The organism is Priestia sp. MDV22-iso46, assembly GCF_058629175.1.
The window spans coordinates 380,765-394,798 of the sequence record NZ_JBZVWT010000002.1; the positions used below are offsets into that span (position 1 = coordinate 380,765).

Annotated in this window: 16 protein-coding genes; 15 read left to right on the forward strand and 1 reads right to left on the reverse strand. The window is 38.4% G+C overall.

Translation table 11 applies throughout. The annotated features are described in order from the left end of the window. Positions 1 to 50 precede the first annotated feature (50 nt). The 7 genes from AC4NPH_RS13910 to AC4NPH_RS13940 all read left to right on the forward strand — a co-directional run bounded on the left by AC4NPH_RS13910 (position 51) and on the right by AC4NPH_RS13940 (position 6,143). Positions 51 to 716, forward strand: coding sequence for a flagellar brake protein (locus AC4NPH_RS13910; RefSeq protein ID WP_098314827.1), 666 nt, complete (start codon positions 51 to 53; stop codon positions 714 to 716). 69 nt (positions 717 to 785) lie between these two features. Then, positions 786 to 962, forward strand: coding sequence for a YpfB family protein (locus tag AC4NPH_RS13915; protein ID WP_013059030.1), 177 nt, complete (start codon positions 786 to 788; stop codon positions 960 to 962). A gap of 162 nt (positions 963 to 1,124) precedes the next feature. Continuing rightward, a complete protein-coding gene (gene cmk / locus AC4NPH_RS13920) occupies positions 1,125 to 1,799 on the forward strand; it encodes a (d)CMP kinase (protein ID WP_013059029.1) in 675 nt (224 codons plus the stop codon). Beyond that, positions 1,796 to 2,383 (forward strand): lysophospholipid acyltransferase family protein, encoded by a 588-nt coding sequence (locus AC4NPH_RS13925; protein WP_013059028.1) that lies wholly within the window; start codon positions 1,796 to 1,798, stop codon positions 2,381 to 2,383. The genes cmk and AC4NPH_RS13925 overlap by 4 nt, the downstream gene beginning before the upstream one ends. A 162-nt stretch (positions 2,384 to 2,545) precedes the next feature. After that, positions 2,546 to 3,682: a 30S ribosomal protein S1 gene (gene rpsA, locus AC4NPH_RS13930; RefSeq protein WP_013059027.1), complete on the forward strand. Its 1,137-nt coding sequence runs from the start codon at positions 2,546 to 2,548 to the stop codon at positions 3,680 to 3,682. Between the two features lie 16 nt (positions 3,683 to 3,698). Continuing rightward, positions 3,699 to 4,751: a type 2 isopentenyl-diphosphate Delta-isomerase gene (gene fni, locus AC4NPH_RS13935; protein WP_098314825.1), complete on the forward strand. Its 1,053-nt coding sequence runs from the start codon at positions 3,699 to 3,701 to the stop codon at positions 4,749 to 4,751. Positions 4,752 to 4,928: 177 nt separating this feature from the next. Then, complete coding sequence (locus AC4NPH_RS13940) at positions 4,929 to 6,143, forward strand: MFS transporter (protein ID WP_013059025.1); 1,215 nt, start codon at positions 4,929 to 4,931, stop codon at positions 6,141 to 6,143. Between the two features lie 30 nt (positions 6,144 to 6,173). Here AC4NPH_RS13940 and AC4NPH_RS13945 read toward each other — a convergent pair whose 3' ends face one another. Then, positions 6,174 to 6,311 carry a YpzI family protein gene (locus AC4NPH_RS13945; protein ID WP_013059024.1) on the reverse strand — a complete coding sequence of 46 codons (138 nt, stop codon included), beginning with the start codon at positions 6,309 to 6,311 and terminating at the stop codon, positions 6,174 to 6,176. Positions 6,312 to 6,431: 120 nt separating this feature from the next. Between AC4NPH_RS13945 and AC4NPH_RS13950 the strand changes: the two genes are divergently transcribed. From AC4NPH_RS13950 to folE, 8 genes are all read left to right on the forward strand, one after another. Beyond that, complete coding sequence (locus AC4NPH_RS13950; protein ID WP_013059023.1) at positions 6,432 to 7,037, forward strand: YphA family membrane protein; 606 nt, start codon at positions 6,432 to 6,434, stop codon at positions 7,035 to 7,037. Positions 7,038 to 7,334: 297 nt separating this feature from the next. Then, the gene (gene der / locus AC4NPH_RS13955) at positions 7,335 to 8,645 is read left to right on the forward strand and encodes a ribosome biogenesis GTPase Der (protein ID WP_013059022.1); all 1,311 of its coding nucleotides are present in this window, start codon (positions 7,335 to 7,337) and stop codon (positions 8,643 to 8,645) included. Positions 8,646 to 8,662: 17 nt separating this feature from the next. Further along, positions 8,663 to 9,694 (forward strand): NAD(P)H-dependent glycerol-3-phosphate dehydrogenase, encoded by a 1,032-nt coding sequence (locus AC4NPH_RS13960; protein ID WP_013059021.1) that lies wholly within the window; start codon positions 8,663 to 8,665, stop codon positions 9,692 to 9,694. Between the two features lie 315 nt (positions 9,695 to 10,009). Then, on the forward strand, positions 10,010 to 10,213 hold the full coding sequence (locus AC4NPH_RS13965) for a DUF2768 domain-containing protein (protein ID WP_013059020.1): 204 nt from the start codon (positions 10,010 to 10,012) through the stop codon (positions 10,211 to 10,213). Between the two features lie 24 nt (positions 10,214 to 10,237). Further along, the gene (locus tag AC4NPH_RS13970) at positions 10,238 to 10,960 is read left to right on the forward strand and encodes a YphF family lipoprotein (RefSeq protein ID WP_098197240.1); all 723 of its coding nucleotides are present in this window, start codon (positions 10,238 to 10,240) and stop codon (positions 10,958 to 10,960) included. 229 nt (positions 10,961 to 11,189) lie between these two features. Next, positions 11,190 to 12,668 carry a stage IV sporulation protein A gene (gene spoIVA, locus AC4NPH_RS13975; RefSeq protein ID WP_013059017.1) on the forward strand — a complete coding sequence of 493 codons (1,479 nt, stop codon included), beginning with the start codon at positions 11,190 to 11,192 and terminating at the stop codon, positions 12,666 to 12,668. A gap of 373 nt (positions 12,669 to 13,041) precedes the next feature. Then, positions 13,042 to 13,314, forward strand: a complete 273-nt coding sequence (locus AC4NPH_RS13980; RefSeq protein ID WP_013059016.1) for an HU family DNA-binding protein — start codon at positions 13,042 to 13,044, stop codon at positions 13,312 to 13,314. Between the two features lie 148 nt (positions 13,315 to 13,462). After that, positions 13,463 to 14,029 carry a GTP cyclohydrolase I FolE gene (gene folE, locus AC4NPH_RS13985; RefSeq protein ID WP_013059015.1) on the forward strand — a complete coding sequence of 189 codons (567 nt, stop codon included), beginning with the start codon at positions 13,463 to 13,465 and terminating at the stop codon, positions 14,027 to 14,029. Positions 14,030 to 14,034 lie beyond the last annotated feature (5 nt).

A 14,034-nucleotide genomic window follows, 5' to 3' on the forward strand; every position in this document is an offset into this window, starting at 1 on the left:
GTTTAAATAAAGGGAAAAAGTGTATATAGTGGAACTGAAGGAGAGAGAAGATGATAAAAGCGGGAATGAGGTTGACGTTAGAGAGCGGGCACAGAGAGTCTACATTACAACAAACATATCGATGTAAAGTATTTGAGTTTACCGAAGACGTGATTTATATTAGCTATCCGCTAAATGAAGAAACGCAGCGAAGTGCTTTTTTACTAAAAGGTACAAAATTGCTTGCTACGTTTATTGGATATGATCAAAATGTATATACCTTTCCAACTGAAGTAACAGGGCGTGAAATAAAAGGCATGCCTGTTGTGAAGCTCTTTTACCCGGGCGATAAAAAGTTAAAATCCATCCAAAGAAGAAATTTTTTCCGTGTGCCGCTTACAGTGAAGGCGGTGATAGAAAGTGAACAAGAACAGCAGGATGTAATGGAAATCATGACTAAAAACATCAGTGCAGGTGGAATAGCCGGCTCCTTCCATCACTCGCTGCTTTTTAATGAGAAAGATTCGGTTGTTGTACGATTAAGTCTTCCTAATCGTGAGGGAGCTTTGCAGCATCTTGAATTAAAAGGGGAAGTTGTACGAATTACCGCCCCGACTCCTTGTAAAGTAGGTCAGCTATCTATTAAATTTATGAATATGGAAAAACAAACGAAAGAAATGATGATTCGTTATACCTTAAAGCGTCAGCTCGACCTAAGAAGAAAAGGTCTTCTTTAGCGTATAAAAAAAACTTCTCTTTCCTAAACTGTAAGCAAAGGTATTACTTCTTACAAAAGGAGAAAAAAGGTGAATCGAATAGAACGAATTTTAATTAAATTAGTGGTTATTCAATTTGTGTTTTTAATAATTGCCCAATGTATTTTACTATCTAGCAGTCACAGTACATATTTCTCAAAGGTTATTCAGTATGAGGGAGTTAGCAAAAATAATTTTAATAAAATTATTGAAACATTCGACCAGTAGTCGGACGTATGGTAGAATAACTAGGAAAGAAACATGCAGTGAACACCAGGCAGGAGAAGACCCCCTGCTCTTTTTTTCGTTTATAAACGCTTCATATAAAATGGCTCATTGTATAAAAGATGAAAGTGGTTTGTTCCTGTTTTGAAATTAAGGGAGGCACTTATGGAAAAACAAATTTCAATCGCGATTGACGGTCCTGCAGCTGCTGGGAAAAGTACAGTGGCAAAGATTATAGCAGAAACCTTATCATATATTTATGTTGATACAGGAGCGATGTACCGTGCTCTAACGTATCAAGCGCAGAAAAACCAGGTAGATTTGCAAAATGAAGAAGAGCTATTGCATTTGCTTAACGAAACAGTAATCGATTTAAAACCGTCTGAATCTGGACAGGTAGTCATCTTGAATGGACAGAATGTTACAAGTGAAATTCGTTCCGCAGAAGTAACTAACTCTGTATCCATCGTAGCGAAACATCGTGCAGTTCGTGAAGAGATGGTAGCGAGACAGCAGGGCCTTGCTAAAGATGGAGGCGTTGTAATGGATGGACGTGATATCGGTACACACGTGCTTCCTCACGCAGAAGTTAAAATCTTTTTATTAGCGTCTGTGGATGAAAGAGCACAGCGACGCCACGACGAAAACATAAAAAAAGGTTTTGAATCAAATTTAGAGCGTTTAAAAGAAGAAATTGCCCGCAGAGACAAGCTGGATTCTGAGCGCGAAGTAGCACCTCTTAAAAAAGCTGAAGATGCAATTGAAATCGATACAACTTCCTTATCGATTGAAGGAGTTGTAGAAAAAATACTTTCTATTACAAAAGAAAGGATTGGATGATTTTGAGCTTTTATATGTTTGCACGTGCCATTGTAAAAGGCATTTTAACACCAGTTTATCGTTATGAAGTAATCGGTGCAGAAAATATCCCTTCAGAAGGCGGAGTGTTGCTTTGTTCAAATCATATTGACAACTTAGATCCGCCTACTGTAGGTGTGACATGTCCAAGGCCTATTTCGTTTATGGCAAAAGCAGAGCTGTTTAAAGCACCTTTTCTGAAGACGGTTCTGCCAAAGTTAGAAACATTCCCTGTAAAGCGCGGGATGGCAGATCGTGAAGCTTTGCGCCAAGGGTTAAAGATTTTAAAAGAAGGAAAAGTGCTTGGATTATTTCCCGAAGGAACAAGAAGTAAAGATGGGAAATTAGGAAAAGGGATGGCTGGAGTAGGCTTTTTTGCTTTGCGTTCAAAAGCCGCTGTTGTGCCTTGCGCTGTTATTGGTCCATATAAGCGTTTTGCAAGGTTAAAAGTAGTATACGGACCGCCAATTCAGATGGATGAGCTTCGCGAACGAAAAGCATCAGCCGACGAAGTAACCGAAGCTATTATGAAAAGCATTGGTAAATTAATTGAAAAATATCAATAGTTTGTAACCTTATGACTTGACAAAAGATTCTATTTATTAGAAGTTAGTAACAAAGAGAGTTTTTTCTATACAGAGCTATATACAATAATGATGAGCTAAAAGAGTGAAGAACTCTTACAAGGGAATACATATTGTAGATGGATATTGGAGGAGGAAAAGACGATGACAGAAGATATGAATCAAGTAGAGGTAACGTCATTAGAAGTAGGAGAAACAGTAAAAGGTACTATTACAAAAGTAGAAGAAAAGCAAGTGTATGTAGATGTACCTAACAGCAAACTAGACGGTATTATTCCAATTAGTGAATTAGCGAGCTTACATATTGAAAAAGCAGGCGATGTAATCCAAGAAGGTGCCGAAGTCGAAGCGAAAGTAATTAAAGTGGAAGACGATTTGCTTGTGCTATCTAAAAGGGCTGTAGATGCTGAAAAAGCATGGGATGGTTTAGAAGCAAAACTTTCTTCAGGTGAAGTGTTTGAAGCGGTAGTCAAAGAAATTGTCAAAGGCGGACTAGTAGTAGATATTGGTGTAAGAGGGTTCATTCCAGCTTCTCTTGTTGAAACTCATTTCGTTGATGATTTTGCAGAGTATCAAGATCAAACTCTTACGGTCAAAGTAGTAGAATTAGATAAAGAAAAAAATCGCGTGATCCTTTCGCATCGTGCAGTTGTAGAAGAAGAGCTTGTACAACAAAAAGAAAATGTTCTTGAGTCATTAAAAGAAGGTCAGGTTTTAGAAGGAACCGTTCAGCGCTTAACAGACTTTGGTGCGTTTGTAGATGTAGGCGGAGTAGATGGGTTAGTGCACATTTCTCAGCTTTCACACACGCGTGTAGAAAAACCTTCAGACGTAGTAGCTGAGGGAGATGCTGTGAAAGTCAAAGTATTGTCTGTTGACAAATCAACGGGGCGTGTTTCATTATCTATTAAAGATACGTTAGAAGGTCCATGGTCCAACATTTCTACGAAGCTTCGCCAAGGTGATGTAGTAGATGGAACCGTTAAAAGACTTGTATCTTTTGGAGCTTTTGTGGAAGTTCTACCTGGAGTAGAAGGACTTGTACACATTTCTCAAATTTCCCATAAGCATATCGGGACACCGCATGAAGTGCTTTCTGAAGGCGAAAAAGTGACGGTGAAAGTACTTGATGTGAATGAACAAGAACGACGCGTTTCGTTAAGCATTCGTGATCTTGAGGAAGAAGAACAAGAAGATTACGGTGACTATGAATTACAAGAAGAGTCAAAAGGTTTCCAATTAGGTGATATGATTGGGGATCAATTAAAAAAATTAAGATAAGTAATGGTGATGATTTGTGAGCAGAGCAAAGCGTAAAATTGATCACATTCATCATGCGATTCAAACGGGACAGCATCGGCTGCACGGGCTAGATGATATTCGCTTCGTTCATAATAGCTTACCAAATACAGGCGTGCAAGATGTTCATATTGATACAAAAATTGGCGAACTTTTGTTAAGTTCGCCAATTTTTATAAATGCTATGACGGGTGGAGGCGGACAAGAAACGGAACGGATTAACCGTTCGTTTGCTCAAATTGCTCATCATGGTCAATTAGCAATGGCCGTTGGATCGCAGATGGCTGCGATTAAAGATGAAAAGGAAGAACAATCATACAGAGTAGTGCGTCAAGAAAACCCTAACGGAATTATTTTTGCCAACCTAGGCAGTGAAGCTACAGTTGAACAAGCTAAAAAAGCGGTTGATATGCTTGAAGCAAATGGACTTCAAATTCATTTAAATGTTATACAAGAACTGGTCATGCCAGAGGGAGATCGTGATTTTACCGATGCATTACGTCGTATTGAACGCATTGTCCGAGAAGTAACCGTTCCTGTAATTGTCAAAGAAGTAGGTTTTGGGATGAGCGCTCAAGCAGTGCAAAAACTTAAAGATGTTGGTGTTGAAATCGTTGATATTGGTGGGTACGGCGGTACCAATTTTTCGAAAATCGAAAATGAAAGACGAGCAAAACATTTTCACTTCTTTAATGATTGGGGAATTTCCACAGCAGCTTCTTTAGCGGAAGTATCTCAGCATGTAGAAGGTATGTCCATTATTGGTTCAGGAGGTATTCAAACCTCTATGGATATTGCTAAGTCTATTGCGTTAGGAGCTTCTGCAACGGGAATGGCAGGATATTTTTTAACCATTTTAATGAAGTCTGGTTTAGAAGCAGTTGTAGAAGAGATAGCCGAGCTGCATGAGGAGTTAACGTTCATCATGGCTGCGTTAGGAGCAACTTCTATTGCTAAGCTTCAGCAAATGCCTCTAGTTATTACAGGGGATACCCATAGCTGGCTGACTCAGCGAAATGTATCTATAGAAACATTTAATAACAGATCATAAAAAAGCATGCAGTTGACTGCGTGCTTTTTTATTTCTTTAGAAGATGAATGATCGCGTTTCCATTTTGAAAAACAAAAAATGTTGGCAGAAGAAGTGACAAAAAGCATGAAATCCCAAACGTTAGCCCCTTATAATAAGTTAAATGAACAGAAAAATCAGAAAAAAAGAGGTGGCGTAATGAAAAAGGGACATCCTATATTTACAATTTTTCTTTTCTTTTTAGGCTGGGTTTTCATGTATGCAGATCGTAATATTTTATCTCCGGTTATGGGAGATATCGGTGCGCAGTGGGATCTTAATAAAGCTGAACTTGGACTAATGTCTACCGTGTTTTTTGCAGCGTATGCAGCTATGCAAATTCCAACGGGTTTTTTGGCAGATCGATTTGGTCGCGTTAAGATCTTAGTAGCTGGATACATCTTGTTTGGAGTTGCCACATTTTTCACAGGACTTACAACTACTTTCGGTATGTTCTTACTCATGCGGGCGCTGACAGGGCTTGGAGAAGGAACGTATTATGGTTCACAATACGGAATTTCTTCAAGCATCACGTCCGAACGATACCGAGGTTTAGTGGCTGCGCTCATTAATAGTGGAATGGCTTTTGGTATATCACTTGGTTTTATCGGTTCTACATACATTACATATACGTTAGAAAAAGACTGGCAGTTTACTTTTTACTTATTTGCTATTCCGACTATAGTAATAGCTATTTTAATAGCTTTCTTTGTAAAAGATAAGCAAAGGGATCAAGAAAAAAATGCGCCAAATAAAGAAACAAAGCAGTCGCTAAAAGTATTATTTACAAGAAATCATATTTTCGTATACATTTTAATCTTCTGCTCTCTTTACGGATTTTTTGGGATGCTTACGTGGCTTCCGTATTATTTACAGCACTCGCGAGGCTTAGAAGGGTCTCAAACAGGCATCATAGCATCTTTAGTACCTTGGGCGTCTATTCCAGGAGCAATCTTCTTTGGATATATATCTGATCGAATTGCAAATAAAAAAGCATTAATTGTGAGTTTGTCAGTAGCGGGCGCTTTATGTCAATTTTTTATTCCCTATACAGAGAGTTATTCTTGGCTATTAATCGGCTTAATTGTGTACGGTCTGATAGGTAAATTAGCATTAGATCCGATTTTGATTTCGTATATGGCGGATATTACTCCATCGTCCATGTACTCTAAAGTGTACGGTTTTTTTAACTTCAGCGGCATGCTGTCATCCATCTTTGCACCTTACATTACCGGATATTTTGCAGATAAACTTGGAAGTATGGAATTCGGATTTTATTTGTCAGGAGCACTATTGTTAGTGGGAGGAGTTCTCTTTTTGTTTACAGGAAAGAAAGAACGTTCCTATCCTGTTTCACATCCAGTTTTAAAATAAAAAATGCGCTGACTAAGTCAGCGCATTTTTTTATTTGTGCTCATTTAACTCGCGCGCTTCTTCAGGACTTTGCAAGCTAGTTGCTCCCGGATAGTGAAGTCCTTGATCACGGTCAGATTCAACTCGTTTTGATTCTTTTAATTTTTTCTCTTGACGATCTTTTCCCATTTTAGTTTCCCTCCTTTTTTCTGATAGGTTGTCCAAAATAAAGGGTTCTATTCTAAAACTCCGATTAAGTTTTACCAAATTGATACATACTGATGACAGGTAGAGGAGGTGCCATATTCAGTGGACGGAATTTTCTTTTATTGGCTTTCGTGGATGGGATGGATTGTTGCGACTTTTCTTATGCCCAAAACACCTAGGCGTTGGAAGGTAGCAGCCATTATATTAATCAGTATACTCCTAAGCGGAATGAACATGCATATGGCTCAGTTTTCATGTAGCTACACCGCTTTGTTTTTAGTGGGAGTAGCGTGTGTTTATGCTTCAGGCTACAGCAGGTTTCAGCAGTTATATTATGTTATTGTATGCGGCATTATAATAATTGCCTATGCTGGTTTTTGTTTACTTGAGCTCTATGATCCTGTATGGATTTTTATTGATCGTAAGTGGATTTTGACTGGACTTATCTTATATATTTGCTTTATGGTGATTAAAGATGCTGAAAAAAGATTCGCAGCGATCATTTTAGGTGTAGTTGGAGGAGATTTTTTATACGCAGTTGTTATTCGAGATATTGCATCTTATGAAGTAGGGTCTCTTCGGACACTCGACGTTTTAGCAACAGCAGTAGGAACTATGTTTATTTGGGAGATGCTGGTTTATTTTTCTGCTTATTTAGATTTGTACGTGCTGAAGTCTCACAGGCAAAAGCAAAGTACTTACAAATAGAAGAAGAGATTTCGTAAAATTATATTGTTGTTACCGGTGATTTTTGATAAAATTGTTTGATTGAAAGAGTAATGCTTATTCAGCGGATAGGCAGTTAATCAGCTTGGTGTAAAATAGAGCTGATAAAAAGCCTGCTTTATCGCTTATGATCGATTAGTAGAGGTCATGCCACGCTGCATGGCCTCAATTTTTGAAAAAAGAATGATCTTATTTATTTGTACATGTAGATAAATACCTTTAGTCGATTAAAGACTGGTTGCCGATACATAAAAAAGATCAAGGAAAGGGAAGAATCGTATGCCAAAACCAATTATTGCGATTGTTGGTCGTCCCAACGTAGGAAAATCAACAATTTTCAACCGAATTGTAGGAGAGCGAGTATCTATTGTAGAAGATATTCCGGGTGTAACTCGTGATCGTATCTATAGTTCAGGTGAGTGGCTGAATGTGGACTTTAACATTATTGATACTGGCGGTATTGATATTGGAGATGAGCCATTTTTAGAACAGATCAAACAGCAGGCAGAAATTGCAATTGATGAAGCGGACGTAATCATTTTTCTAGTGAATGGACGCGATGGAATTACTGCAGCTGATGAAGAAGTGGCGAAAATTTTATACAAATCCAAAAAGCCTGTGGTCCTAGCTGTTAATAAAGTAGATAATCCTGAAATGAGAGAATTAATCTATGATTTCTACGCACTAGGATATGGAGAACCGTTCCCAATCTCAGGAACGCATGGTTTAGGTTTAGGTGACCTGCTAGACGAGGCAGCTAAGCACTTTCCAAAAGAAAAAGACGAAGATTACGGAGAAGACGTCATTAAATTTTCATTGATTGGTCGTCCTAACGTAGGGAAATCTTCATTAGTTAATGCTCTTCTAGGTGAAGACCGTGTTATTGTCAGTGATCTTGCCGGCACGACACGCGATGCCATTGATACAAAGTTTACAAAAGAAGATCAAGAATATGTTGTTATTGATACAGCTGGAATGAGAAAGCGTGGAAAAGTGTACGAGAGTACTGAAAAATACAGCGTACTGCGCGCATTAAAGGCAATTGAACGCTCAGATGTTGTCTTAGTTGTATTAAATGCTGAAGAGGGTATTATTGAACAAGATAAGAAAATTGCCGGCTATGCACAAGAAGCTGGAAAAGCTGTTGTCATCGTTGTGAACAAATGGGATACAGTAGAAAAAGATGAAAAAACAATGAAAAAATTTGAAGAAAATATACGTGAGCATTTTCAGTTCTTAACATATGCTCCAATTGTATTCCTTTCAGCTAAAACGAAAAAACGTACGCATACGCTATTGCCAATGATTGATCTTGCAAGCGAAAGCCATGCGGTACGTGTAGAAACAAGCATCTTAAATGATGTGATTATGGATGCAGTAGCAATGAACCCTACGCCTACTCACAACGGCAACCGCTTAAAGATCTATTACACAACTCAAGTAGCAATCAAGCCGCCAACTTTTGTTGTGTTTGTAAATGATCCTGAGCTAATGCACTTTTCATATAAACGTTTCTTAGAAAATAAGCTTCGTGAAGCTTTTGGATTCGAAGGAACTCCAATTAAAATTATTGCAAGACCAAGAAAATAACAGAGGATGTGATCGGCGTGGAAAGAATAGCTGTACTAGGAGCAGGAAGCTGGGGAACTGCATTAGCTTTCGTATTGGCGGAAAATGGACACGATGTTCGCATTTGGGGACATAGACAACAAGTCATTGATCAAATCAACGAGACGCATCAGAATGAAAAATATTTGCCTGGTGTAGAGCTTCCTCATCAGATTAAAGGTTTTACGTCATTAGAAAAGGCAATAGAGGGTGTTGAAACCCTTATTTTAGCTGTTCCAACGAAGGCCATTCGTGAAGTGTTGCAGCAGCTAAAATCCCTTACCGATGAACTGTTTACAATTGTTCACGTGAGTAAAGGGATTGAACCTGATTCTCTTTTACGTATATCTCAAATGATTCAACAAGAAATTGATACAAAAGACATCGTTGTCTTATCAGGTCCGAGTCATGCTGAAGAGGTAAGTAGAAGGCAGCCGACAACCGTGACGTCAGCTTCAACAAATATACAAGCAGCAGAAAAAGTGCAGGATTTATTTAATAATCAACAGTACTTCCGTGTTTATACAAATCCTGATGTGATTGGTGTGGAAATTGGGGGAGCGTTAAAAAATATTATTGCTCTTGCTGCTGGTATCACGGATGGACTTGGATATGGTGACAATGCGAAGGCCGCTCTTATGACTCGTGGCTTAGCTGAAATCGCTCGTTTAGGTACTGTGCTTGGCGCCAATCCTCTGACGTTCTCAGGTTTAACCGGGATTGGGGACTTGATTGTAACGTGTACAAGTGTTCATTCTCGAAATTGGCGCGCTGGTAATCTTCTTGGGAAAGGCAAAAATTTAGACGAAGTATTAGAAAATATGGGAATGGTTGTAGAAGGTGTACGCACGACGAAAGCAGCTTACCAGCTATCTCAAAAATATGACGTAAAAATGCCGATTGCTGATGCTTTATATAATGTACTGTTTAATGATGTGAAGGCAAAGGATGCAGTAGACGCGCTTATGTCTCGTACTAAAACACATGAAATGGAAGATTTAGCGAATGTTTTAGGAGAAAAATTAAATTAAGTGCAAAGAAATATGAAAAAATAGGCAATTGGCGATACCCAAAATCATTTACTTGCATAAAATAACGTGTAAATAAAGATGAGTAGAACTGTTAGTATGGGAATATTTAGTTATGATCGAAGCGAAGAGCCCCCTTCGCTTCGATTTTTTTTATGCGAAAAAGCAGGAATTTGTCAATTTAATAGGAAAGTAATTACTATAGAGCATGAATCACTGGAAGGTAAATAAATAGTGAATTTAGAAAGTTCTATCAATATCCATCTTAACTATAAGTCCTTATGTTATAATAACGGTGAAAAAAGGAGTGGATGCAATTTGTCGCCAGGTTTGTTAAAGATGTGGATTTCATTGGGTTCCATTGTATTTATGTTTATTTCGGTATTTTCTATTTACTTTAGTCGTTATAAAATTACGAACCGCATTGGTAAAATTGTACTCGCTTTCATTGCCTATTCGCTTATGATTGTAGCAGGTCTTATTATGGTAATTGTTGTATTCAGCGGGCCGACAGATGCTTAATGTACATATGGTAGGGTGAGAAAAATGAAAAAATTCATGCTAACGTCTATTGTTGGGTTAACCATTTTTATATTATCCGGTTGTTTGTACCCGGCGGAAAGAATGTCTCAAAATCAAGTTCCTTATAAAGATCAAGTTGCTTCCGTGCAAACGGCGGTTGATCAATTTAAACAAGAAAGCGGAGGCTTATTGCCGATAAAAACGAAAGATATGGACACGCCGATTTATCAAAAATATCCGATTGACTTTACGAAAATTGTTCCTAGATACATGCAAGACGCACCTGGGAATTCGTATGAAAGCGGAGGGATATTTGCGTACGTGCTTGTGGATGCAGAAACAAAGCCGACGGTTAAATTATTAGACTTACGGATGGCGGATACGATTCAAGATGTTAACGTACATTTGAATATATACCGTCAAAATCATAAAGGGTACGTACCGTTTAAAGACGTCATCGCTCCCGGCGTATTCTCTATTAATTATAAAAAATTGAATATGAAAGAGCCTCCTGTCGTTACTAGCCCATATACAGGGAATAGTCTTTCTTTAATTGTTAATGGACAGGGAGATGTATTTGTAGATTATCGCCCTGATTTGTATGATGCCATTCAAAAGCATAAAAGCTTCTACAAACCTGGTGAAGATATACGAAAGCTCCTTGTGGAAAACAGTGATTTTGTACCTGCTTACTCTCTTCCTTATACAGTCAACGATAAGAATGAACCAATATTTTTTAAAAAATAAGTCATGAACCCCTTCTCCTTGAATAATATTCAGAGAGAAGGGGTTTTCTCTTTCTTGTACACCAATAATGATAATCAGAATGACTAAGTCAGCATGTGCATGAAAAAAATCATAAATTTTTCTATCAAAAGTCATATTTTAATAGGACAACGTCATAACTATATAGTGTCCTAATTTACTCTCGCAATGGATGTCATATTCCATGAACTCATAGATCGGAGGGGATCTTTTGGAAAAGGTGGATGTATTTAAAGATATCGCTGAACGTACAGGAGGCGATATATATTTAGGTGTGGTGGGAGCAGTTCGAACAGGAAAATCTACATTTATTAAAAAATTTATGGAGCTGGTGGTCCTGCCTCACATCGAGAACGAGGCAGAAAGAGCTCGCACACAAGATGAACTACCACAAAGTGCAGCTGGAAAAACGATTATGACAACTGAGCCGAAATTCGTACCGAATCAAGCAGTTAATGTTTTGGTAGATGACGGGCTAGAAGTTAACATACGGTTAGTAGATTGTGTAGGATATACGGTGCCTGGCGCTAAAGGGTACGAAGATGAAAACGGACCTCGAATGATCAATACACCTTGGTATGAAGAACCAATTCCATTTCACGAAGCGGCTGAAATTGGAACGAGAAAGGTAATTCAAGAACACTCAACGATTGGTGTCGTCATTACAACAGATGGCTCAATTGGAGATATACCTCGTCAAGATTACGTGGAAGCAGAAGAGCGCGTCATTAATGAGCTAAAAGAAGTAGGCAAACCATTTATCATGGTTATTAATACCGTACAGCCATATCATCCTGATACAGAAAAGCTTCGTGCAAAGCTTAATGAAAAATATGATATTCCAGTATTAGCGATGAGTGTGGAAAGCATGCGTGATACTGATGTGATGAACGTATTAAGAGAAGCACTCTACGAGTTCCCTGTATTAGAAGTCAACGTTAATCTACCAAGCTGGGTAATGGTTTTAAAAGATAAACATTGGCTGCGTGAAAGCTATCAAGAAGCCGTTAAAGAAACGGTAAAAGATATTAAGAGGCTGAGAGACGTTGAACGGGTAGTAGAGCAATTTAGCCAGTTTGAGTTTATCGATCAGGCTCGATTAGCCGGAATTGAGATGGGGCAGGGAATTGCCGAAATTGACTTATATGCTCCAGATGACTTATACGATCAGATTTTGAAAGAAATCGTGGGAGTAGAAATTCGCGGAAGAGATCATTTGCTGCAGTTAATGCAAGATTTTGTGCATGCAAAAACCGAGTATGATCAAGTCTCTGATGCCCTTCGTATGGTTAAACAAACGGGTTATGGTGTAGCTGCACCTTCGCTTTCGGATATGAGCCTTGATGAACCTGAAATTATTCGCCAAGGATCGCGTTTTGGGGTTCGTTTAAAAGCAGTGGCACCTTCTATACACATGATTAAAGTGGATGTAGAATCAGAATTTGCGCCGATTATCGGAACGGAGAAGCAAAGCGAAGAATTAGTTCGTTATTTGATGCAAGACTTTGAAGATGATCCGCTTTCAATTTGGAATTCAGATATATTTGGCCGCTCTCTAAGTTCAATCGTAAGAGAAGGGATTCAAGGAAAGCTGTCGCTGATGCCTGAAAATGCGCGATATAAGTTAAAAGAAACGCTAGAACGGATTATTAACGAAGGATCTGGAGGTTTAATCGCGATTATTTTATAAGAATGTAACGTTAGGCTCCTCATAAAGGAGCCTCTTCTTTTTGGATAGAACATACAAAACTTTACATATATTGTGATAGATCGCGTGGTTATCTTATTCCTGCGTTATTTTCTGCTTGCTATGCCTTGTTCAATATGTTAATCTTTTAACAGAAATCGATCGATCATACTGTTTTCATTACATACATACGGCAGATGAATGAAAAACATTGAATTATTTAGTTCAATCGTTTATGATTAGGCTTGTCGATACATAGGTTATGTATAATATCCATTTGTTTTGTTAAAGAATGAGATATAACGAATTACTAGATTCCTTTTCTAACAAGGTTTTTAGTTATTATATGATCCGATTTTGGGAGGAGGTGAATGGCATGAACAAGACAGAATTAATTAATGCTGTTGCAGAAGCAAGTGAGCTTTCAAAAAAGGATGCTACAAAAGCAGTTGATGCTGTTTTCGATACAATTTTAGAAGCTTTAAAAGCTGAGGACAAAGTTCAACTTATCGGTTTTGGTAACTTCGAAGTACGTGAACGTGCTGCTCGTAAAGGACGCAATCCACAAACTGGCGAAGAAATCGAAATTCCTGCTAGCAAAGTTCCTGCATTCAAACCAGGTAAAGCTCTTAAAGATGCTGTAAAATAATATCTACATAAAATGGCTTTATTCATAGCCGTTGATGAAGAGCTTTGAAAGGTCGCACATTTGCGACCTTTCTTTTTTGCCTTTGGTATATACATATGCTAGAATTTTTTTCATAAAGTCGTAATGCAACGAATTGGAGGGCAACAACATGTCATCTGTAAATAAACCACAGATCGAACAAGCCGTGAGACTAATTTTAGAAGCAATTGGCGAAGATCCAAACCGTGAAGGATTATTAGATACCCCAAAGCGAGTAGCTAAAATGTATGAGGAAGTCTTTTCCGGGTTGAATGAAGATCCAAAAGAGCATTTTAAAACAGTTTTTGGAGAAGACCATGAAGAGCTAGTGCTTGTAAAAGATATTCCTTTTTACTCTATGTGTGAACATCACTTAGTTCCTTTTTATGGAAAAGCTCATGTTGCGTATATTCCAAAAGGCGGACGAGTGACCGGTTTAAGTAAGCTGGCAAGAGCGGTAGAAGCTGTTGCGAAACGTCCTCAGCTTCAGGAGAGAATTACATCTACAGTGGCGGATTCTATTGTAGAAACATTAGAGCCGCACGGGGTAATGGTAGTAGTGGAAGCAGAGCACATGTGTATGACCATGCGAGGCATTAAAAAGCCTGGAGCTATGACAATCACTTCTGCTGTACGTGGAGTGTTAGAACACGATGCAAGTTCTAGAGCTGAAGTTTTATCACTGATTAAATCATAATGTGG

Coding starts and splice junctions, on each gene's coding strand:
- AC4NPH_RS13970 (WP_098197240.1), top strand. CDS start 10,238: ATGAAAAAATTCATGCTAACGTCTATTGTTGGGTTAACCATTTTTATA.
- AC4NPH_RS13910 (WP_098314827.1), top strand. CDS start 51: ATGATAAAAGCGGGAATGAGGTTGACGTTAGAGAGCGGGCACAGAGAG.
- cmk (WP_013059029.1), top strand. CDS start 1,125: ATGGAAAAACAAATTTCAATCGCGATTGACGGTCCTGCAGCTGCTGGG.
- der (WP_013059022.1), top strand. CDS start 7,335: ATGCCAAAACCAATTATTGCGATTGTTGGTCGTCCCAACGTAGGAAAA.
- AC4NPH_RS13940 (WP_013059025.1), top strand. CDS start 4,929: ATGAAAAAGGGACATCCTATATTTACAATTTTTCTTTTCTTTTTAGGC.
- AC4NPH_RS13945 (WP_013059024.1), bottom strand. CDS start 6,311: ATGGGAAAAGATCGTCAAGAGAAAAAATTAAAAGAATCAAAACGAGTT.
- AC4NPH_RS13925 (WP_013059028.1), top strand. CDS start 1,796: ATGATTTTGAGCTTTTATATGTTTGCACGTGCCATTGTAAAAGGCATT.
- AC4NPH_RS13980 (WP_013059016.1), top strand. CDS start 13,042: ATGAACAAGACAGAATTAATTAATGCTGTTGCAGAAGCAAGTGAGCTT.
- rpsA (WP_013059027.1), top strand. CDS start 2,546: ATGACAGAAGATATGAATCAAGTAGAGGTAACGTCATTAGAAGTAGGA.
- folE (WP_013059015.1), top strand. CDS start 13,463: ATGTCATCTGTAAATAAACCACAGATCGAACAAGCCGTGAGACTAATT.